General features: G+C 45.0%; 23 protein-coding genes. 15 read left to right on the top strand and 8 right to left on the bottom strand.

What is annotated here, in order from left to right; translation table 11 throughout:
• The first annotated feature begins 39 nt into the window (after positions 1 to 39).
• Genes AAC006_RS06725 through AAC006_RS06705 form a run of 5 tightly spaced genes read left to right on the top strand, consistent with a single transcriptional unit; the run spans position 40 to position 6,635 of the window.
• The gene (locus tag AAC006_RS06725; protein ID WP_126873434.1) at positions 40 to 672 is read left to right on the top strand and encodes a prepilin-type N-terminal cleavage/methylation domain-containing protein; all 633 of its coding nucleotides are present in this window, start codon (positions 40 to 42) and stop codon (positions 670 to 672) included.
• Complete coding sequence (locus AAC006_RS06720) at positions 669 to 1,514, top strand: PilW family protein (protein WP_013783324.1); 846 nt, start codon at positions 669 to 671, stop codon at positions 1,512 to 1,514. The genes AAC006_RS06725 and AAC006_RS06720 overlap by 4 nt, the downstream gene beginning before the upstream one ends.
• Positions 1,511 to 2,074 carry a PilX N-terminal domain-containing pilus assembly protein gene (locus AAC006_RS06715; RefSeq protein ID WP_339890955.1) on the top strand — a complete coding sequence of 188 codons (564 nt, stop codon included), beginning with the start codon at positions 1,511 to 1,513 and terminating at the stop codon, positions 2,072 to 2,074. Before AAC006_RS06720 ends, AAC006_RS06715 begins: the two co-directional genes overlap by 4 nt.
• Before the next feature lie 14 nt (positions 2,075 to 2,088).
• Complete coding sequence (locus AAC006_RS06710; protein WP_339890954.1) at positions 2,089 to 6,171, top strand: PilC/PilY family type IV pilus protein; 4,083 nt, start codon at positions 2,089 to 2,091, stop codon at positions 6,169 to 6,171.
• 44 nt (positions 6,172 to 6,215) lie between these two features.
• Entirely contained in the window at positions 6,216 to 6,635 is a 420-nt protein-coding gene (locus AAC006_RS06705; RefSeq protein WP_049791801.1) for a type IV pilin protein, read from the top strand.
• A gap of 4 nt (positions 6,636 to 6,639) precedes the next feature.
• Here the strand turns inward: AAC006_RS06705 and AAC006_RS06700 are convergent, their stop codons facing one another.
• From AAC006_RS06700 to AAC006_RS06685, 4 genes are read right to left on the bottom strand one after another with little or no spacing between them, the layout of a single operon-like run.
• Positions 6,640 to 7,179, bottom strand: coding sequence for a prepilin-type N-terminal cleavage/methylation domain-containing protein (locus AAC006_RS06700; protein ID WP_208806031.1), 540 nt, complete (start codon positions 7,177 to 7,179; stop codon positions 6,640 to 6,642).
• Positions 7,166 to 8,128, bottom strand: coding sequence for a hypothetical protein (locus AAC006_RS06695; protein WP_013783329.1), 963 nt, complete (start codon positions 8,126 to 8,128; stop codon positions 7,166 to 7,168). Before AAC006_RS06695 ends, AAC006_RS06700 begins: the two co-directional genes overlap by 14 nt.
• Complete coding sequence (locus tag AAC006_RS06690; protein ID WP_288388626.1) at positions 8,118 to 8,717, bottom strand: hypothetical protein; 600 nt, start codon at positions 8,715 to 8,717, stop codon at positions 8,118 to 8,120. Before AAC006_RS06690 ends, AAC006_RS06695 begins: the two co-directional genes overlap by 11 nt.
• Positions 8,711 to 9,226, bottom strand: a complete 516-nt coding sequence (locus tag AAC006_RS06685; protein ID WP_013783331.1) for a prepilin-type N-terminal cleavage/methylation domain-containing protein — start codon at positions 9,224 to 9,226, stop codon at positions 8,711 to 8,713. Before AAC006_RS06685 ends, AAC006_RS06690 begins: the two co-directional genes overlap by 7 nt.
• Before the next feature lie 79 nt (positions 9,227 to 9,305).
• Here AAC006_RS06685 and AAC006_RS06680 point away from each other — a divergent pair, with 79 nt between their 5' ends.
• Positions 9,306 to 9,692: a prepilin-type N-terminal cleavage/methylation domain-containing protein gene (locus AAC006_RS06680; protein ID WP_013783332.1), complete on the top strand. Its 387-nt coding sequence runs from the start codon at positions 9,306 to 9,308 to the stop codon at positions 9,690 to 9,692.
• A 65-nt stretch (positions 9,693 to 9,757) separates the two neighbouring features.
• Here the strand turns inward: AAC006_RS06680 and AAC006_RS06675 are convergent, their stop codons facing one another.
• The gene (locus AAC006_RS06675) at positions 9,758 to 10,327 is read right to left on the bottom strand and encodes a GspH/FimT family pseudopilin (protein WP_013783333.1); all 570 of its coding nucleotides are present in this window, start codon (positions 10,325 to 10,327) and stop codon (positions 9,758 to 9,760) included.
• A 267-nt stretch (positions 10,328 to 10,594) separates the two neighbouring features.
• Between AAC006_RS06675 and nadE the strand changes: the two genes are divergently transcribed.
• Positions 10,595 to 11,428, top strand: coding sequence for an ammonia-dependent NAD(+) synthetase (nadE, locus tag AAC006_RS06670; protein WP_013783334.1), 834 nt, complete (start codon positions 10,595 to 10,597; stop codon positions 11,426 to 11,428).
• Between the two features lie 5 nt (positions 11,429 to 11,433).
• The gene (locus AAC006_RS06665) at positions 11,434 to 11,772 is read left to right on the top strand and encodes a P-II family nitrogen regulator (RefSeq protein WP_013783335.1); all 339 of its coding nucleotides are present in this window, start codon (positions 11,434 to 11,436) and stop codon (positions 11,770 to 11,772) included.
• 99 nt (positions 11,773 to 11,871) lie between these two features.
• Here AAC006_RS06665 and AAC006_RS06660 read toward each other — a convergent pair whose 3' ends face one another.
• Together AAC006_RS06660 and AAC006_RS06655 are read right to left on the bottom strand one after the other, a co-directional pair.
• Complete coding sequence (locus AAC006_RS06660; protein ID WP_013783336.1) at positions 11,872 to 12,357, bottom strand: peptidylprolyl isomerase; 486 nt, start codon at positions 12,355 to 12,357, stop codon at positions 11,872 to 11,874.
• Positions 12,358 to 12,410: 53 nt separating this feature from the next.
• A complete protein-coding gene (locus AAC006_RS06655; protein ID WP_013783337.1) occupies positions 12,411 to 13,424 on the bottom strand; it encodes a glycine cleavage system protein T in 1,014 nt (337 codons plus the stop codon).
• Positions 13,425 to 13,636: 212 nt separating this feature from the next.
• On the opposite strand from AAC006_RS06655, the gene AAC006_RS06650 reads away from it, so the two are divergent.
• From AAC006_RS06650 to AAC006_RS06640, 3 genes are read left to right on the top strand one after another with little or no spacing between them, the layout of a single operon-like run.
• Positions 13,637 to 13,894, top strand: coding sequence for a succinate dehydrogenase assembly factor 2 (locus tag AAC006_RS06650; protein ID WP_013783338.1), 258 nt, complete (start codon positions 13,637 to 13,639; stop codon positions 13,892 to 13,894).
• 34 nt (positions 13,895 to 13,928) lie between these two features.
• The gene (locus tag AAC006_RS06645; RefSeq protein ID WP_013783339.1) at positions 13,929 to 14,390 is read left to right on the top strand and encodes a protein YgfX; all 462 of its coding nucleotides are present in this window, start codon (positions 13,929 to 13,931) and stop codon (positions 14,388 to 14,390) included.
• The gene (locus AAC006_RS06640) at positions 14,380 to 15,234 is read left to right on the top strand and encodes a MaoC/PaaZ C-terminal domain-containing protein (protein ID WP_126873439.1); all 855 of its coding nucleotides are present in this window, start codon (positions 14,380 to 14,382) and stop codon (positions 15,232 to 15,234) included. Before AAC006_RS06645 ends, AAC006_RS06640 begins: the two co-directional genes overlap by 11 nt.
• 379 nt (positions 15,235 to 15,613) lie before the next feature.
• On the opposite strand, the gene nadB is transcribed toward AAC006_RS06640, so the two are convergent.
• Entirely contained in the window at positions 15,614 to 17,275 is a 1,662-nt protein-coding gene (nadB, locus tag AAC006_RS06635; RefSeq protein WP_013783341.1) for an L-aspartate oxidase, read from the bottom strand.
• A gap of 195 nt (positions 17,276 to 17,470) precedes the next feature.
• Between nadB and rpoE the strand changes: the two genes are divergently transcribed.
• The 4 genes from rpoE to AAC006_RS06615 all read left to right on the top strand — a co-directional run bounded on the left by rpoE (position 17,471) and on the right by AAC006_RS06615 (position 20,404).
• Positions 17,471 to 18,049 (top strand): RNA polymerase sigma factor RpoE, encoded by a 579-nt coding sequence (gene rpoE, locus AAC006_RS06630; protein ID WP_013783342.1) that lies wholly within the window; start codon positions 17,471 to 17,473, stop codon positions 18,047 to 18,049.
• 89 nt (positions 18,050 to 18,138) lie between these two features.
• On the top strand, positions 18,139 to 18,738 hold the full coding sequence (locus AAC006_RS06625) for an RseA family anti-sigma factor (protein ID WP_288388624.1): 600 nt from the start codon (positions 18,139 to 18,141) through the stop codon (positions 18,736 to 18,738).
• A gap of 35 nt (positions 18,739 to 18,773) precedes the next feature.
• A complete protein-coding gene (locus AAC006_RS06620) occupies positions 18,774 to 19,964 on the top strand; it encodes a MucB/RseB C-terminal domain-containing protein (protein ID WP_339890949.1) in 1,191 nt (396 codons plus the stop codon).
• Complete coding sequence (locus tag AAC006_RS06615) at positions 19,964 to 20,404, top strand: SoxR reducing system RseC family protein (RefSeq protein ID WP_256771558.1); 441 nt, start codon at positions 19,964 to 19,966, stop codon at positions 20,402 to 20,404. Before AAC006_RS06620 ends, AAC006_RS06615 begins: the two co-directional genes overlap by 1 nt.
• Positions 20,405 to 20,470 lie beyond the last annotated feature (66 nt).

Below are 20,470 nucleotides of genomic sequence, written 5' to 3'. Positions count from 1 at the left end.
TAAATTTTAGCGTGAATGCCATTGGGCAATGCAGGGACTATGAATCGAACGATAAACACTAGTGGATTGGATAAGCAACAAGGCGTTGGCCTTATTGAGGTGCTTGTCACTATGTTCATTCTTGCCATTGGTTTACTCGGGGTGGCTGCTCTTCAATTCACAGGATCTTTTGCGAACAAAGATGCGATTAGCCGCACGCAAAGCGAATTTGTTGCGGCTCAAGTTGCAGAGCGCTTACGTGCTGCTGCGCGTGTGGCAACGGTAGGTGATGGCATTGTGGTTAACAACCAATATTTCAATGCAAGCAATTACAACTTCAACGGGCTCACCTGCTCGGGTTCCACCCATCCTTATAAATGTTTTTGTTTGAGTCGTCCTTCTGGAGTGCCCAATTGTGAAACCGCCACCTGCAACGAGCTGGATATGGCTAAATACGATGGCTGGGCATTATCTTGCGCGGCAGTACAAACTAACCCTCAAACCACACTGTCATTAACCTGTACAGATACTAACGTAGCAGATGTTTACAGTTGCAGTGCGGGCTCACGGCTGCAAGTTATTCTAGCGTGGCCGGTAGCATCAGCAGGTAGTCAAAATTACACCTTAAATACGCGTTGCAATCCAAATGACTCAGACAGTAACGCCTGTGTGATTAAGGACTTAACCTTGTGAAGCGTGTAAAGGGTTTTTCGCTTGTAGAGTTAATGATTTCATTGGCCTTAGGGCTGGTGATATCTGGCGCGATAATTCAGGTATTAGTGAGTAGTAGTGTAACGAACAAACTTAATCAAGCGGTGGCACAGGTTCAGGAGTCTGGACGTTATATAACAAGCCGGCTTAGTAGTGAGTTTTACGAAATTGGTCGCTATGACACTATTGTCGCGTCTATCGATAACTCAGTTGATACGGTGGCGGAGGCTGGATTTATTGAGAATAAGCCAATTGGGTTAGCCGGAGACTTCGTCTCAAACACTACGCTCGGAAGCACGCAAGCATCAAGTGGTGCAAATGACGTGTTAGTGGTGAATTTGCTTGCCTCTACAGACTGTACGGGCAGTAAGCATGGTTATGCCGCAGGTGATGAGTTTCATGTGGTTAACCGATACTACGTTAGCGGCAATGAATTTAAATGTACAGGCTACGATGGGCGAGTATTACGGGGCCTAAAAACACAATCCGTTTCACCAAATACTGTGACCTTGCTAGACAATGTAAGTAACTTCCAACTTCAATATGGCGTTAGTGATGTTGCTGAGGATTCTAATGGGCAAGCGATAACCTATGTGACGGCCGATAAGTTGGCTGCGCTACGAGCACAGAATCAACAAGTGGTTGCATTGCGCTGGGGGATCTTACTTAAAAGCTATCAAAATCAAGTTCAGCAAACTTCAGCCCCTACATTTGCATTACTAAACGAGAATCAAGTTACGCTAGATTCGAGCCATTATTATCAGGTTTTTGCTAAAACAGTGTCACTTAGAAATGTGAAAAACTTTGTTAGGAGCATTCAATGAAACAGCGTGGATTAGTAATGGTGTTTGCATTGTTAGTGTTGCTCTCTCTCACCATTTTAGGCGTAAGTGCGGTAACCAGTAGCCTATCCCAATCTAAAATGGCAATGTCAATGCAGCAGACGGGGCTAGCATTCGACGCTGCGGAAGCGGCTATTGCGGGGGTGTTTTTTGAGTCGGAGGACGAATCCCTGTTACAAGATAGCACTAAAGTTGACCCTCTTTCTGCGGCACGCCAGCTTGATCCCTACGAACCTGAAACAGAAACAATGAGTTGTTTTGATGAAAATGAATGGACCGACAGGTACATGACTGAAAGTGGTCTCTCTACGGGCAGTGAGCACACCACAAACGGCACGTATCAAACCCTGGCAGGTACTAAGAGTTGGTCTCGTACCGCGTTTATAAGAGAGCAGGCATGTAGGGGCTCAAGCAACGTGATTGGTGGTAGCAACGTAAATTGCCACGTGTTCATTATTAGAGGCTGCGGCAAGGTAGGTGCCAAATCCACGGTGGTTGCAAACTCCCTAGCGGCATCAGTGTTTGGCCCCGCATCACAATAAGTAGAGTAATAATTATGAAACGCGTGAGTAGTTTTTTTGTCTCGGTAGTGATGTTTTCTTGTATTGGCTTTTCCGCTGTCGGTGATGATTTGGATATTTACTTAGGTACCGCGTCAGAGTCGGCTACTTATAATCCAAATGTACTCTTTATTATGGACACGTCAGGCAGTATGACGGGCAAAGATGGCACCGGCCAATCGCGTATTCTTAGAGTACAAAACGCACTTAAAGAGGCGTTAACTTCAGCCACCAATATAGATGCCGGCCTTATGCGTTTTTCCGACTATGGTGGCCCTATACTCTTTCCAGTAAGCGGGATTGACGATGCTATTCAACCAGAACTCATCACCTCAACCGGTTCAAGTAGTCACGATGCGTCAGAAATCAACGGTACCGTAAATACTAATGCTAACAACCTAGTGTTGAGCTCTGGCACGAATATAGTCACATCAGGCATGCGTTTTACTGAGATGAATATTCCTCAAGGGGCAACGATAGTCAGTGCATATATTCGTTTTACATCAGAAAAATTTAATATAGCAGGCACCACACTCACGATAAGCGGTGAGGCGTCGGCAACTAGCACGGCATTTTCCACGGCATATGACAACCTTTCGTCACGAACTAAAACCGCATCAAAAGTTGAATGGATAAGTAACAATGACTTTCCTTCTGCTGATGAGGTTATTGCCACGCCTGATATTTCATCGGTTATTCAAGAAATTGTAGATTTGCCACAATGGTGCGGCGGTGATGACCTCAATATTCTTATAGAGGGCACAAGTTCAGATACAGCAAGCAGCCGAGAAGCCCGAGCATTTGATTCTGGGCAAACTGGGTCCCCGCAATTGGTGGTGTCTTATGATGATACAACCGCTACAGGTTGCATCAGCGGTGAAAGCGTTTACCAGGTTAGCCGTTCTAACGACAATATAGAAGAAAACAACAAAGGGTATGAAAATACAGGCTCAGAGCTTACTTTCTCAAGCAGCTATAACAGTTATATAGGGGTTCGTTTTCAAAACGTAAACATCCCTCAAGGAGCTGAAATTTCCGAAGCCTACATAGAACTTACTGCTTATAGCAGCTACAACTACAATAACTCGAGCATGTTAATTCGCGGTGTTGCTGATAATGATGCTGACGACTTCTCTTCTGGAAATCGTTATTTGCTTAGAAATATTGGCAAAACGTCAGGTGTAACTTGGACTATGGGGTCGTTTTCATCGGGCAATGATTACGCCTCACCGGATATTTCCGGCGTAGTTAAAGAGATTGTAGATAGAGCGGGATGGCAATCAGGTAATGCGATGGCGTTCGTGTTTAGTGACTTCACCGGCTATCGAGGTGCATATACCTACAGTGGCTCTCAGTCATCCGCGGCAAAATTAGTAGTTAAATTCAATGGTTCAGCCTCGCCTGGGCAGACATCGACAGTGAGAGAACACCTTATCAGTAAAGTTGATGAGCTTACTGCCAGTGGCTATACGCCCATTGTAGATACGCTGTATGAGGCGGTTAACTATTACGGTGGCAGAGACGTTGATTACGGGCTAACCCGTGGTAACTACAATGTTTCAAACACGGTAAGGAAGAATACGCGAGTCAGCCACAGAAGCGCGTATTTGGGCGGTGATGCTGTTCAACCAAACGGGTGTTCCGATGACAATCTATCTGATAGCGACTGTATTAATGAATATATTCCTAGCGGGGCAACCTATATATCACCGGTTAGCGATCTGCAATGTCAGACCAACAATCATATTGTTTTGCTGTCTGATGGGGAAGCAAACAATAACCACAGTGTATCTCTTATCGAATCATTGCTAGGCGATAGCTGTACAGGTAGTGGCGGTGAAAAGTGTGGTTTGAGTTTAGTTAAAAATGTCAGCGATTCGGATACATCGGTTATTGGACGTCGGGTGATCACACATACAATAGGGTTTGCCGCGAATAGTACCGCCAACAATTTCTTGAATCAGCTGGCAGTGCAAAGTGGTGGCGGATTCTATCAAGCTGATGACAGCGCAGAACTGCTTGAAGCATTTAACACTATTCTTCGTTCAGTAAAGGATGTGAATTCTACTTTTGTATCACCCGGAGTAGCGGTGAATCAGCTTAATCGCTTGACCCATAACGACGAACTCTACTTTGCGTTGTTTAAACCCAGTGAAGGTGCTATCTGGCCGGGTAACCTTAAGCGTTACCGATTAGATGGCGAGGATATTTTAGATCAAAACTCACTGGTTGCGGTAGATGGTGATACGGGATTCTTTAAAGATAATTCCCATAGCTTTTGGTCGACTCTTGTTGATGGTAGTGATGTTCGAGAAGGCGGTACCGCGAGTAAAATGACTGCTAACCGTAACTTGTATGTTTTCGACGGTGCTGGAAATATCATTCAATCGAGTAACGAATTGCATGAAGACAACGAGGATATTACAGCAGCAATGATGGGGGTTGATGACGAACTCGACGCGGAAGAACTTCGCGAAGTGCTGCTTAAATGGGCGCGGGGCATAGATGTTAAAGATAATGATGGAGATGGTGATACCACTGACTACCGGCTTCAAATGGGCGACCCCATTCATTCTCAACCTGTGGTGGTTAATTACGGCAGCACCGATTCAGCCATATTAGTTGCCACAAACCAAGGTATGCTGCATTCGTTTGACGCTGAAACCGGCGAAGAAAACTTTGGCATTATGCCTAAAACGTTGCTGCCTAACTTGCACCACTTTTATGAAGATATCTCTACGTTTAATCATGTTTATGGCTTAGACGGTGAAATGGTATTGCGTACGGTGGGAACTTCGACTTACCTGTATTTAGGTATGCGCCGAGGTGGCCGGAACTATTATGTGTTTGATGTGACACAGAAGACGTCGCCCACCGTTAAGTTTGTAATCGCAGGCGGTACCTCGGGTCTTGAGAAATTAGGGCAAACATGGTCGCGTCCCACCATCACTAAAGTGCGCTACGGCAGCCAAGAGATGAATGTCATGATCATCGGTGGCGGTTACGATGACTCGCAAGACGATAAGTCGGTGAGAAGTGCTGATGCCATTGGAAATGCAGTTTATATGTTCGATGCAGACACTGGAAGCTTACTCTGGCACGCCAGCAACACTGATGCCGATTTGAATCTGGTTGATATGAACTACAGTATCCCGGGTCGAATATCCGTGATTGACAGAGACAACGATGGCTTCGCTGACCATATGTATGTCGGTGACATGGGCGGGCAACTGTTTCGCTTGGATATTTATAATGGCGAGTCGGGTAGCAACTTTATAAAAGGTGCGAGGCTGGCTGATTTTGCTGGGGACACCGCCGAAACCAATCGTCGTTTTTATTATGGCCCTGATGTTTCGGAAGTTGCGTTGGGTGACGAATTGTATTATGCCGTTGCAATGGGAAGTGGATGGCGAGCATCACCGCTAGATGTCACAGTAGAAGATAATTTTTATATGCTTAAAGACGAGGGCGTTTTTAGTCGCGACACGAGTGGTCAATTTACCTTTATGAGCACGGTGTCTGAGTCCGATTTATACAATGCCACCGAACATTTGCTTACCAGTAGCGATGAAACTGAGCAAGGGGTGGCAGCATCAAGCTTTGCAAATAAAGCGGGGTGGTATATCGAGCTTACCACCGATGGGGAAAAAGTATTGGCATCACCTCTAATAGTAGATTACAAAATATTCTTTACGACTTATGTGCCTGCGGTAAGTAGCACCAGTTTGTGTGCGCCGCCGTCTGGAAATAGCCGTGCTTATCTCGTTAACCTATTTAATGCGAATGCTGTGTCAGACCTTAATAATAATGGCAAACTTGATAGTTCAGACAGATCAGTTGAGTTACAGCAAACAGGGATCGCGCCAGAGACTAAAATTCTTATTGAAGATATAACCAGTCCTGTGGTGTGCCTTGGTACCGAGTGTGCTTCCACTGTTATCAGTGTCGACGATGATGGCAACGAAGAACCCTGTGGTTCAGCGTTTGAATGCTTAGCGCAAAATATTTATGGTAAGTTTGAACGAATACAACGAGGCAGTTGGCATTCTGAAACTGAGCGAGAGGATACATCTCAGTGATTAGTAGTAACGAAAAATATAAAGGCTTTTCCCTTATTGAATTAATGATCGTGGTGGCTATTGTTGGCATTCTTGCCAGTATTGCTTACCCGTCATATCAGTCTTTTATGACTGATGGGTATAGAGGCTCGGCGCAGGCAGACATGCTGGCATTTGCTGCTGCAATGGAGCGTCATCATAGTGGCTCGTTCAGTTACCAAGGTGCGGGTGCAGGTGGCGCAAATACAGGAGCACCAACCATATTTGCCACTTACTCTCCTTCTACAGAAGCAGCGGGCAATAAACGCTACGACCTTACCATAGTGTCTGCCGATGCAACCAGTTACCAGCTAAAAGCAACACCCGTAAGTAGCACCGCGCAAGCTTCTGATGGCGCGCTGTTTTATTTTAGTGATGGCCGCAAAGGCTGGGACGTAAACAACAATGGTTCGTTGGCGGCGGGCGAGTATTGCTGGTCTTGTTAATTCACTAGGGTTTTGCGGGGGGAAGTGGTACCAACGGCCCCATGATCGCTATATCTTGCCAACGCGATTGATACGGTGGTGCCACCACAACCTTCAATTGTTGGGTAATAGCTTGGCTTTCTGTTTTTACTTTTTCGATGAGCTCTTGCGCTTCATCAAGGGCCTCTTCTTCATTTAGTTTTTCTTCAGTCGTTAACCCACTTTCTTCACTAAGCGTTTCGTCTGCACGTAAAGCTTCATCCGTATGGTTCAACTGGGGTAAAGGCTCTACAACTTGTTCTAAGGTCACGGCTTTTGCTGCGCTCGTGGTAGACGAGGGCGTAATGGCGATATATGCATCTTGATTGGCATTCACATTAATTAGTAGAGTCGTTTGGTCGGTTTCAAGTTGTTGCCGAGCTTGTTGCACTGCGTTAAGTTGCTGCCATTGTCCGTATATTTGCTGGTAAAGCTTCAGTCCAGCGGTAAAGGTCAGCGCAAAGAGTCCTGATGCAATTATTACCTCTATGAGCGAAAACCCTTGTGTCTTTTTAATTAAAGTCATGCCAACTCCCGGGTATGGGTTGCATCTTTTGCAAACCGCTAGATTGTTGAAGGGTGCGTAATACACTAAGATTGAAATTGATGTGCCCGTGAAAAACTCTAGATACTTCCTCATTGCTTACCATGGCGCCTTCAAGCTTGGCCGAAGAGGCGATAGTGGCCACGGGTATAACAGGGTGGGAACTACTAGAAGAGCTGGAAGGCACACTGGTGTCGCCTAATATCACTACTAACCCGTAAATTTGAGCATGGGTATCAAGGGTGAAATCCCCCTTTTCTACTACAAGTAAAACAGGTTGACTCGCTGACCCTATAATTTCACTGGGCGAAATATGGCAGTCACCACGCACCCAAAACACGAGATGGCGAGTAAGATCGTCGCAGTCGTTTGCTATGCGCGGCTTTGGAAAAAACATCGGCGTAAAGTTACTGTAATGTCGTTCAAAAAGGTGGGGCAATATAGCGTTAGTCGCACCGGTTATTACACCGTTGGCAGGAAGACGAACTATGGCGGGGTGGCGTAAAAAACCTTGTCTAATGAATAGCGACGTAACAGGGTGAGTTATGGACACGGTAAACAGCGTTAAATACTGAGAATCTCTTCCTGAATAGTGAGTCGCCGTCACTGATGCTCGCGCGAATAGACTTGCGGTTTGTTGCCAATCTTCGCTGATACGCAGTTGCTCGGTTAATTGTGTCATGTCGTTGTGCAATGTATTCATCACCTCAACATAAGCAATACTGCGCTTACTGGCTTGAAACTCACTGGTAAGTAGTGCGTTGGTTGCCCACAGTGCCAGTGTTATTAAGCTTAACAGTATACCCACCACACTTAACAATACGGCGCCATTTACCTTACTAGGACATTGCCAAGCGCTTGCCTCTCTTGCACCTATCACATGTTTTTGAACGACTAGTGAGGATGAGTAAAAATCGGCGTTATTTCGCATTGGCAACTCGTAAATACAGATGTTGCTCGGCGGTGAGTTCTGCGGACGCCTTGCTTTGTAGTGCAAGCTCAACTTTGTAAACCGGGGCATGGTTTATCTCACCGTGCAAAGATATCGTGAATTGAGTGACTTTTAATTCTGATGTATCTGTAAGATCGTGCCATCCACCTTGCTCGCAACTTTTGCTCGCTACACGGTACTCAAGGGCTTTATTGCGCAATCGAAAACCTAACAATTCTGCGGGGGCTTCATGACTAATGTCGCCGTCAGCATTTTTATCATAGGAAAATAAGACACAAGAATTTTCGGCCTCTAGCGGATGATGGCTGATGTTGATAGCAGGCGGTAGTAATGCGCTGTTGGCAAAAATTTCTTCAAAAGGGCGCGCCACGAATCCGGCCCGCTGGAGTTGTAGCGAGAGAGAATGGCTAATAAGCCGTAACTCACTTTGCAGTGCTAATTGTTGCTGAAAATAACCTAGTTCTTTAGAGATAGTCGCAGCGCCCATGGCAGAAAAAAGAACCAATGTTGTGCTGATGGCCATGGCTATGGTGAGCTCTACTAGGCTAATACCAGAGGACCTTAACATAGAGGAATTCCCTCTAGTGAAGTAGAAGTGCAATACCGCACACGGCCTAGGTTATTAATGATAACTTTGCCGGTGTATCGAGCGTTACTTATGGTGACTGTCATTGCGCTGCCGAAACTCATGCCATGAGTTCCATCGAACGTCAGCAACGCCTTTTTATTGGCTGGACTAGCAATGACTGCATGATAACTTTGCATAATAAGCCGTTTCTGCTGGCTAATAACGTGGCAACTGCTTGCTACATGGCAATCACAGTCACTTGCTGAGGTTAAGCCGATACAATGATTTGCTGAAGCGTCTACGACTAGGGTAATCGCCTTACGCTCAGAGATAGAAAGCGTGCGGGCGTACTTTGCAATGTCAGCGGTATGCTTTAACGCGCTCTTTATAGCGATGGCTTGTCGCCATTCAACAAAAGAGGGGGCAGCTATGGCGGTGAAAATGACCACAATGCAAAGCACCACAAGTAACTCTAACAAGGTAAATCCACCTGCTTTAATTAAAACCATGCCTTAGTCCGGTTATTTGTCATTTGTTTGCTGTTAGGTTTACAGCATAGCGAATCAACAAATAGAGGGCTGCTGTACCATGGAAGGGAAAATCAATTTAATTAAGATGGGAGGGATTACGTTAATCGAGCTTTTGGTCGCTGTTGCGATTGTGGGTATTGTTTCTATGTTCGCCATTCCCAGTTATTCATCAACCATCGCGCTTGCAAATAAGCATGAAACCATTAGCTATTTGCTCACTTTGCAAATAAAGCAAGAACGGTATTGGTTGAGTGAAGGTAAATACTCGGGGCTTAGTGGATTGCCGGCACCCAATATTGACGGCGTTACACTGACATACAGCGAATCTAAGAATGGAAATTATAGCATTGTTGCGTCTTTAAGCTTTTTGGACAAATCTAACCCTTGTCGGTTGCTAACTATCACCCCTTACGAAAATTTACCCCATGGATGTTGGGGAAGGTAGCCTATCATGGACTTACCATTAGTCCGCTGCGAATCAGGTCATGACAAGGAATTAAGGACAAGGTATTAAGGGCAAGTTAGAGCGGTGCCAGATAAATCTTCATTAATACCATCGTCGTCACTGTCGATGGCAACAGATATTCTACCGTAGAGTGACAATAGCAGGGCAGAAGCATAAGAGGCATCTTTACTCTTTGGGCAGATGGTTATGGTTGCACTGTTACTAATACTGCCTTGTTCAGAAAACGAAATAGCGCCAGAAATGCCACTGATTGTATTGCCTGAGTTCAGCGGGTCGCTGCTGGCAATAAGTGGTTCACTGCTATCTCTGCTTCCATTTGAGTTTTCATCAATAAAGACCATTTTCGCGTTGGCCCAATCGCTGACACAGGTGCTATAACTCGTGGTCGGACAAAGTATCACGTTAAACTGTTCGTTAATGGCACTAAACCTAGCTTGCTGTGCAATAGCGCTCAACGTATTGATGTCGCCGGTTACTCTATTTTTGACTAAAATAGTATTAATAGACGGGGCAACGACTCCTACTAAGATTGCCAAAATGGCGACCGTAATTAGCATCTCTAAAAGAGTCAGGCCGTATTGAAGACGCAAAGCGCTAGAAGACTTTATTTTCACTGAGATTTATTTACTAGGTTAATTTAACAATGATATTAGCGTTAGCCTCTATTATTACAACAATAAAGGTCAACGCGCGTGAACATTCAAGGTAAACCAATTTGCCTCGAAATGGGTATAAAAAAAGGCGTGTAGGCATGCCCGAAGATACAAAAAGTAGTGAATTTCAACGATTAATGAAGTTTGAATTCTTTTACCACTAACATCTAAGGCGAGTTTATCGTAAACTCAGGTATCAGGACGCCCACTCACTAATTGGACATTATAATGCAAAAACAAGCAGTTATTGAAGAAATGAAAGTGCTGCCTGAAATCGATGTGGCATTTGAAGTTACTCGTCGAGTGGCTTTCATTAAAAAGCAGCTTCTTACGTCAGGTTTAAATTCACTGGTGCTAGGCATTAGTGGCGGTATCGATTCTTGTACGTTGGGTAAATTAGCTCAGTTAGCAGTGAATGAGTTAAACCAAGAAAAGCACGAAAATTTTCAGTTTGTCGCTGTTCGTTTACCTTACCAAACGCAAGCCGACGAAGCTGATGCTCAGTTGTCGATAGACTTTATTGAGCCTTCCCATTCTGTGACGGTTAATGTTCAGCCCGGTGCAGATGCTATTCATGCTTCTACCACTGAATCATTATCAAGCGCTGGTTTATTACCTGAAAGTGAAGCAAAGCGTGACTTCGTTAAAGGTAATGTAAAAGCACGAACCCGTATGGTGATTCAGTATGAAATTGCCGGAATGGTTGATGGATTAGTGTTAGGCACTGACCATTCAGCAGAAAATATTACGGGTTTTTATACAAAGTATGGCGATGGAGCGTGTGATTTAGCGCCTTTGTTTGGGTTGAGTAAACGCCAAGTTCGACAACTGGCCTCGCACTTAGGTGCCCCCCAAACTGTTATCACTAAAGCGCCCACCGCCGATCTCGAAACTCTCGCGCCGCAAAAAGCTGATGAACAAGCTCTTGGCATGACATACGATCAAATTGATGACTTCTTAGAAGGCAAATCAGTGTCTGCTGAGGTGGATGAAAAGTTGTTGTACATTTATCAGCGTACTCAGCACAAGCGCGTACCTATTCCAACCATTTATGATGAGTAGTTACCATGAAAAAGATTGAAGCGATAGTCAAACCGTTCAAGATGGACGATGTAAGGGAAGCATTAGCCGAAGTCGGTATTGCTGGAATGACAGTGTCTGAAGTAAAAGGCTTCGGACGCCAAAAAGGACATACTGAACTTTATCGCGGTGCTGAATATCAAGTGGATTTTCTGCCTAAAATTAAAATTGAGCTAGTGCTTGATGATGAGCGCGTCGAGCAGGCGATAGAAGCTATCGAAAACTCTGCAAAAACAGGCAAAATTGGTGACGGCAAAATATTCGTATTTAACGTTGAGTCAGCGGTGCGAATTCGTACGGGTGAGCAAAACGAAGACGCGATATAAATAGGCATTATTGACTAACGCTTTGTGTTGCAGTCAATATCAAAAAAGGGAGCCTTAGGCTCCCTTTTTAGTTAGTGCGTTTATCACGAAGCAACAGTATTAGTGGTCGTGACCACAGCCGCCTGGCGTATGGGCATGGCCGTGCTCTAATTCTTCAGCAGTCGCATCGCGTACATCAACCACTTCTACATCAAAAGTAAGTGGAATGCCTGCAAGTGGGTGGTTACCGTCTACAACTACTTCGTCATCAGATGTCTCGATGATAATAACCGATTGCTCACCTTCTGGCGTGGTTGCACGAAAAGACATGCCAACTTCAACGTCCATGCCTTCAAACATTGAACTAGGTACGCGCTGAACGAGTTCATCAATACGTTCACCGTAGGCTTTCTCTGGCTCAACAGACAAGTTGAACTTTTCACCTTTCTCTTTACCTACCAATGCTTCTTCTAGTCCCTCAATAAGAAAGCGGCGCCCTTGAAGCACTACAAGCGGCTCCTTACCGGCTGAAGAATCAAGCTCGGTACCGTCTTCGGTTGAAACGGTGTAGTGAAGGGTGACAACGCTGTCAGAGGTTATAGTCATAATTTGTCCTGTAGTTTTGCCCTACTGGGCGATGGTTTTAAATTTATTAAAGATTATTTACGGTTTTTCACCAATGAGCTCTTAGCCTGCTCAATGCTGTACGGTAAAGGGCTAGGGTAGCAGGTAATTTCAACTTGATCAGCTAGGCGATGAATATCTTGCTCAGTGGTATCGTTTGAGAGCACAGCCATAAACCATGTTTCTTCGCTAAGTTCAGCTTTACGAATTACCATACCAGCGCGACGCCAGTTCTCGCCTAATTGCTTTTCTAGTGTATCGCCAGCGTTAATATGAAACGCTTTTGGCACTGAAAAACTATAGGCTGCACGCTTGTTTTTACCTAAGAATCGAGTGCGGGCAACCACTTCCTGGCCCATATAGCAGCCTTTGTCAAAATCGATACCGTTAAGTGCCTGCACATTCATCATTTGGGGAACGTATTCGCTGACCCCAGTTTCTTCGATAGACGGTATCGCACTTTCTATCATAATAGCATCGTATACATTTTGTTCAAAAATTGAGCCGTTGGTGTCTTTCACTTTTTGCTCAAATTCAGGGGCTCGCTCAGAATTCAGTACCACATAATAGCCGGCGCGCTGAGTATCACTTTTAAATACCCACCCTACATCACTGTGAACACTGGTTAATGGCTCACTAGGAAGGGTGTCGAAATAGCTACTAAGTAACATCTGCCCAAGGTTTTCACCTAAGAAGAATTGCGTGTACTGGTTTGATTCATCGGTTATATCTACCTTTGAGAACACACCGTACTTATTTAACTGCGCAAGGGAGTGCGCACCAGAGTCTTTGTTAGTTAGCATGAAGATAGCATTTCCATGGCGACCATTTCCATGGCGGCCCACAAACGAAATAGACCAGGTCTTTCCTTTGTTGTCACAATGGGCACAATACCTCACCGTATTCTCATCTAAAGCGTTAATGTTAACTGTCACTTGACCATGTAAGTAGCTGTCAGCTTGCTCGCCTTCCAGCTTTATTAGCATGTTGTCATTTAACTTAATTGCATAGTGCGAAGGTAAATCAGAAAGAGTCGTTAACGCTGTCATCAAAGATTCCGAATGAAGAATTTATAATGTAGTAGGTGAGGGGTTTGCGCGCTTTATCAAGGGGAACCCTTAAGATTATCGTGTTTTGTGGTTAATTCGTGCTATCTACGGTGCTATTGAAACGCCTTTCTGTCTAAAAGGGCAGTGATCCTTCGCCCATCACCGTGGTAATATGATGACAGTGTTAAAACAATAATTAAGAATGTGAATATATGTTTGAGCCAAAAAGACGTGCTAGATTAAAGTGGGCATGCCGCAGAGGGATGTTGGAACTTGATGTGTTACTCATGCCTTTTGTAGATGAAGCCTTCGACTCGCTTGATTACGAACAACAAGAAATATTCGAACGCTTACTTACCAGCGACGATCCAGACTTGTTTGCATGGTTTATGGGCCATCAACAATGCCAAGATCCAGAACTTGCTGGTATGGTGTCTACTATCGTTAATCGTGTCAAAGTACAGGGTTAAACTCACTTATTCGCCGTGGCGAAAAATAGTAGGAATGCTAATTCTTATTGCCGCTTTTGGCTTTAGTATTATAAATTTACCTGAAGCCTTGTGGACGTGGGTAAGTCCAAGTTGGCTTTGGTTATGCGCGCTTGCGTGTTTGCCGGTGTATATCGCTTTCTGCTTGAGTGTATGGCGTAAATTGAGCAAACCGACGACGGTGCCATCTAATGATGTTTACACGCTTACGGACAATGGTTCATTGCGGGCGTTGATGGTATCGGGAGAAGAGATTTATTCGCCAGCAGTGAATCTTCACAAGTCATCATTACTGTTGCCATGGGGTCTAAGCCTTCATGTAGAACGAACTGCGCGAAAATGGTACCAGCCGTATTACGAGCATGTGCGCTGGGTATTAAAAGGTGAATGCTCTGAAGCAGATTATCGACGGCTATGCCGAGCGATAATCTTCGCTCAAGGAGCAGGCCAAACAAGGAATAACATTGATGTTTCGTGAGTATGCAAAAGCTTTATTAAAACGTGTCGATACCCGACAGTTAATGCAATTCAAACCACCCACATTACCGCCTCGCATTTACACCAAACAACTTAATATTGACAACAAGCACTACGCTGCATTTTGTCAAGAAGTGGCGTGGCAAGATGCTGCTACCATGCATCCTTTGTATCTGCAAATGCTGTCTCTTCCCCTTCAAATGCAGTGTTTGCTCGATAAGAAAAGCCCGTTTCCATTACTGGGATTAATACATGCGGCTAATCGCGTAGAAGTGCTAGAAGAATGCGATTTAAGCGAGACGTTTGAATGCAGGGTTCGATTCAGCGATGTCAGGCCGCACTCACGTGGCTGGGAAGTAGATGTTTCCTTAGAGGCTTTTCAACAAGGGCGCTGTGTTTATAAAGCAATCAGTAGCTACTTGGTGAAGGTGAAAGCGGTACATGTGGCGCCCAGAGCGCCTGTACAAGATACCACTGAAGCCTGTGTCGATAGCCCTAAAAACTTGCTTGCAGAGCTTGATGTAACGGCCGATACCGGCAGGCGTTACGCGAAAATTTCTGGCGACTATAATCCCATTCATTTGTTTGGACTAAGTGCCAAAGCATTTGGCTTTAAGCGCCCGATTGCCCATGGAATGTGGACACTGGCCCGCGCGTTATCATTCGTACCAGTATCGAACGGTCAGCATATTTCAGATGTGGTTTGCCGTTTTAAACGACCCGTTATGCTGCCTTGCAGCATTAACATCTATCAAATGTGTCAAGATGAAGACCGCTCTATCTTGGAAATTACGAGCAGTGATGATCAGCAAGTACACCTAGATGCAGAGGTCTCAACGCTGTAGGTCAAAGCTGCTATGACGAAACAGTAACAAGGTTATTATTATCAGCCGATAAGTCGGTCTGTTTGGTTCGGTGCTTTTTATGACCAGCTAGTTATGATCTGATAGTCATGACCTGCTAGCCATGAGCTACTAGGTCTTCGTGCTGTAATTTCAGGACTTTGTATTCGATTTATTAAAAAGAAATAAGCCGAGTGCAGCTCAACGTCGCAATATAAATAAAAAAGCCCACTTTCCTAATATAGTGTATTGAACACGCTGTATTAGGAAGTGGGCTTTTTCGTATCTCTATTAAATAGCTATTGTATTTCTATTGTATGTCTATTGTCTTTTCAAGCCACGCTGAAAACGCTACGGCTAGGTGTCTACTCACCCAAAATCATTAAGAAATAAGTGTGCCTGGTACCGTTGGTAAAGCATCTTTTTCGGGGCACAAAAAGGTGGGCTGAGGGTTTTCAAGTTGCCCAGGGTGATCTAGATTAAAGTGTAGGCCCCGACTTTCTTTTCGTTGCATAGCGCAGCGCACAATTAATTCAGCAACCGTCACTAGGTTTCTTAATTCAAGAAGGTTATTACTTACCCTGAAGTGCGCGTAGTATTCGGCAATTTCTTGCTCCAGTAGATTTATTCGGCGCATGGCGCGCTCTAACCGTTTGTCGGTTCGAACAATGCCTACATAATCCCACATAAATAAGCGTAGTTCGTGCCAGTTATGCTGAATAATAACTTCTTCATCAGAGTCTGATACCTGACTTTCATCCCAAGGCAAAATGGCTTCTTCACACGAGGCTGAAGGTAACGTAGAGATAATATGCTCGGCGGCAGCGCTGGCAAACACAACACATTCTAACAGTGAGTTAGATGCCATGCGGTTTGCCCCGTGTAAACCGGTATAGGCGACTTCTCCTATTGCATACACATTGGCTAAATCTGTTTTTCCATTGAAGTCGGTTACAACGCCGCCGCAGCTATAATGGGCTGCGGGCACCACTGGGATAGGCTCTCGGGTAATATCTATACCTAGTGAACGGCATTTACGATAAATATTAGGGAAGTGCTTAACGATGAAGTCAGCGGGTTTATGACTGATATCTAAATACATACAGTCAGCGCCAAGGCGCTTCATTTCATAATCAATGGCACGTGCAACCACATCCCGGGGGGCTAAATCGCCACGCTCGTCAAACTTGTGCATAAAGCGGGTGCCATCGGCGTGACATAAGTTCGCGCCTTCACCACGTAGGGCTTCTGTAATAAGAAAATTTCGGGCTTGCGGGTGGAATAAGCAAGTTGGGTGAAACTGATTAAATTCCATATTGGCTACACGACAACCAGCACGCCAAGCCATAGCAATACCGTCGCCACTGGAAACGTCTGGGTTTGAGGTATATTGGTAAACCTTGCTTCCACCACCCGTTGCTAGTGAGATAAAGGGGGCGCGAATAACTTCAACGTGCTCTTGTTGGCGGTTCCACACATATGCGCCAATAACCCGCTTTTTATCGTCTTTCGACGGAATAAGATCGATAGCGTTGTAACGTTCGAAAACGTGAATATTAGGATGTGCAGAAACTGCATCGTTTAATGTTATTTGCAGTGCTTCGCCGGTGGCATCGGCGGCGTGAAGAATGCGTCTGTGACTATGCCCACCTTCGCGGGTGAGGTGGAAACGCTCTTCACCAGACTCTGTGGTTTCGGTATCAAACGGCACACCGTAACTAATTAGCCAGCTCAATGCTTCTTTGGCTCGTTCGGTAGTAAAGCGTACGGCAGGTTCATCGCACAGGTCGCCGCCCGCTTTTAATGTATCTTGTACATGCGCATCGATAGAGTCTTGCTCATCGAACACCGCAGCAATACCGCCTTGGGCATAACGGGTAGACCCTTCATTACGATCGCTCTTACTGAGCACAATAACCTGACAGTGGTCGGCAAGCCTAAGTGCAAGGCTAAGCCCAGCTGCGCCGCTACCTATAATCAGTACATCACATCGATGTTCAATTGAATTTGATGTGGAAGTTAGTGAAGATGACACTGATTTCATGTATTTTTGTATATATTAAACGAGCAAAGGTTCGGCAAGTCTAAAGGATGAGTGGCAAAACACAATGATCTAGATGGCTTTCCCTCAGCATTTTTAAATATTTTTAATGCTAATACAGAACTTTTTGTAACAGTACGCGTCTATATCAATGCTTGTTAGAGCTATTGGGTAGTTGAAGTAGGAGTAATGGCTCGAATGAGCGAGCAAATAACCGACCAACAATTGGTCGAAAAAGTACAGCGTGGCGATAAAAATGCATTTAACTTACTGGTAACTCGCTATCAGCATAAAGTCATGCATTTGGTATCGCGCTATGTAAAAAACAGCGGTGATGTGGCTGATGTTACCCAAGAAGCGTTTATAAAAGCTTATCGGGCATTACCAAACTTTCGTGGCGACAGTGCATTTTACACTTGGTTGTACCGTATCGCGGTAAACAGTGCTAAAAATTATCTTGTTGCGCAGGGAAGAAAGCCACCCGCTAGTGATGTCGACGCAGACGAAGCAGACTTCTACGAAGGCAGTGATGCGCTTAAAGAGCAATCCACGCCAGAACGCAGTTTGTTAACGGATGAAATTGAAGAAACCTTATTTAAAGTGGTGGAAAAGTTACCTGATGACCTTCGTATGGCGATAACCCTTCGTGAAATAGAAGGGCTAAGTTATGAGGAAATTGCAAACGTGATGGCGTGCCCAGTAGGTACGGTTCGTTCACGAATTTTCCGAGCGCGAGAGGCTATCGATAAAGTGATTCAGCCATTGTTAGAAAATTAAATATAATGAAAATGAACTTTCGTTATATTGAGCAGACTAACAGCTGTGTTAGGGTATTAATTGATCACAGTTGATCAGGAAATGAATTTATGACGCAACAGCAAGAAAATTTGTCCGCTTTCATGGATGGCGAAATAGATGGCGATGCAATCATCGATGCGATTAAGCAAGATGAAGAATTGCAGGCCAAATGGAAACGCTACCATGTCATTAGGGGCGCAATGCGCAAAGAGGCCAGTGTCGCACCGCAGTTAGATATTACTGCTAGTGTTGCCGCCGCGCTTGAAAATGAGCCTGCTATTGTCGCGCCAAAAGCTTCACGCTGGCGTTCAATTCCGGTACTCGGCAGTCTAGTTTCTAGCGGTGTAGTGCCATTCGCGAAACAGTCTGGCCAGTTTGCCGTTGCAGCATCAGTTGCGGTAGCCGTGATTTTAGGTGTTCAACACTTCAATCAGCCTGCGCCAACTGAGCCGTTCATGACAGCACCTACGGCAGGGCCACAAGGTGGTTTAGCGCCAGTTAGTTTAGAGCAAACACGTGCATTGCCTCGCAATGACATGAACGAAGTATTAGAGAAAAAGCGCAAAATCAACGCCCTTATTGCCGATCACGAGCAGCAAGTGAAATTGAAACAAGCGCAAGAATCTGAAACTGACGATGCCGAGGCGAGTGCAGATAACCGTCCGTAAGCAGTTCATACGACGCTCAATAAGAATATCGTTTAATGAAAATAGATTATCGTAATAACGTACCAGCGCTTTTAGTGCTGGTACGCGTGTTTTTAGCCAACGTAAAAGTAAGTATTCGCCCGCGGGCTTTCATCAAAGCCATGACCTATGTCGTTATAACGTCTTTGGGTTTATCATTTGGCAGTGCAGCGCAAGAAAGCGAATCTGTACAAAACACACCTTCTGAAAGTGCAGAAACCTCATCTTCAACTTTGTCTTTGCCTATAGATGCTTCACAAACTTCGTCTCAGGCAGTACCTCAAGCCACTGATTTGGTGGTAGTGAATGCACACCCTCAAACCACATCAGATTGGCTTATGCAATTAAGCGAAGTGGTGAAAACGCAAAACTTTGAGGTTGCTTTTGTTCAGAGCCGTGCGGGACGTGAAACTATTCCCTTCTTATGGCGTCATGGTGTGTTAGAAGATGGCACCAGTATGGAGCAACTCAATTTACAAAATGGGCCAGGCCGTGAGCAAATTCGCGTCAATGGTATTGTGAGTGTGTTTGAACCTGACGTGTCGCCCTATAGTCTTCGTTCTGAATTTATCAATGGGCCTATACCCAGCGAGCTGCTCCATCATCCTGATAGACTGAAAAGCGGTTATGAATTTGTCTCTGTGGGCAGAGCCCGTGTTGCAGGAAGGCCTGCTCAACAAATCCGCATTGTTAGCCGTGACAATAGCCGCTTTAGCTACCAGCTATGGTTAGATGAAGATTCAGGCATGGTACTGAAACTTAATATGCTGGATTTGCAGGGCGGATTATTAGAGCAAATTCAAGTAACCTCGCTTAAAATAACCGATGCCCCGGATGACTATTTCGCACGTATTAATCAGGCGTCTTTACCCAAACCGATGGCATTAACGCAAAAGCAATCTCGCCAACCTAATTGGGAGGTTAAATATTTGCCGAATGGTATGGAAGAAGTGCGCGGTGATACTCGTCGCTTGGCCCTAACAGGCCAAGTGGTAGAATATAAAATGTACAGTGATGGCTTAGTAGATGTGTCTGTTTACGTGCAACCAGCAAAAGATGCCCTTGGCGGTGATTTGGTGCTTAGGAATGATTTAAGTACCTTTTTAACCCTTACTGATGGAAATACGCAAGTGACAGTGGTGGGAGAAATTCCTCTGCAAACCGCGAATGCTATTGCTACCTCGCTTTCCTCTACGGCAGATAAATAATGATTACTGAAACCGCCCGTGTTGTTGCTGTAGAGGGGGATCTCGTTACCGTTGAGGCCGCGATTAAATCGACTTGTAGTAGTTGCCAAGCGCAAAGTGACTGTGGCACGGGGGCTATATCCAGAGCCTTAGCACCTAAAACTCAGCAACTAACGTTACGCTCACCTATGCCGGTAGTGATAGGGCAAGACGTAACAGTAGGTGTGCCAGAGGAAGGGGTGTTGAGTGCTTCCGCGTGGTTGTATTTGCTTCCCTTAATGGTTTTTATCGCGGTTTTTGCCCTTGCGAATGCCACGCTGTCTTCCATCGGGCTTAGTCATGAATTGTGGGGCTTGCTTCCCGCCGCAGCGTTTACCTTTGTCACTTATAAAGCCATCGCATTTAAGCTTAAACGACTTGATAAAGGTAAGTTTCAACCCGTGCTGTTGAATACTATTTAGCGTAATACTTGCGCTAATTCGGCAATATTATTACCAAAATGGCTACTTTGGCTTACACTATTTCAA

Origin of the sequence: uncultured Alteromonas sp., from assembly GCF_963976965.1 — a bacterium.
Classification (GTDB): Bacteria; Pseudomonadota; Gammaproteobacteria; order Enterobacterales; family Alteromonadaceae; genus Alteromonas; species Alteromonas naphthalenivorans.
The sequence above is the reverse complement of the archived record's forward strand: the minus strand, read 5'-3'. Positions and strand labels throughout refer to the sequence as shown.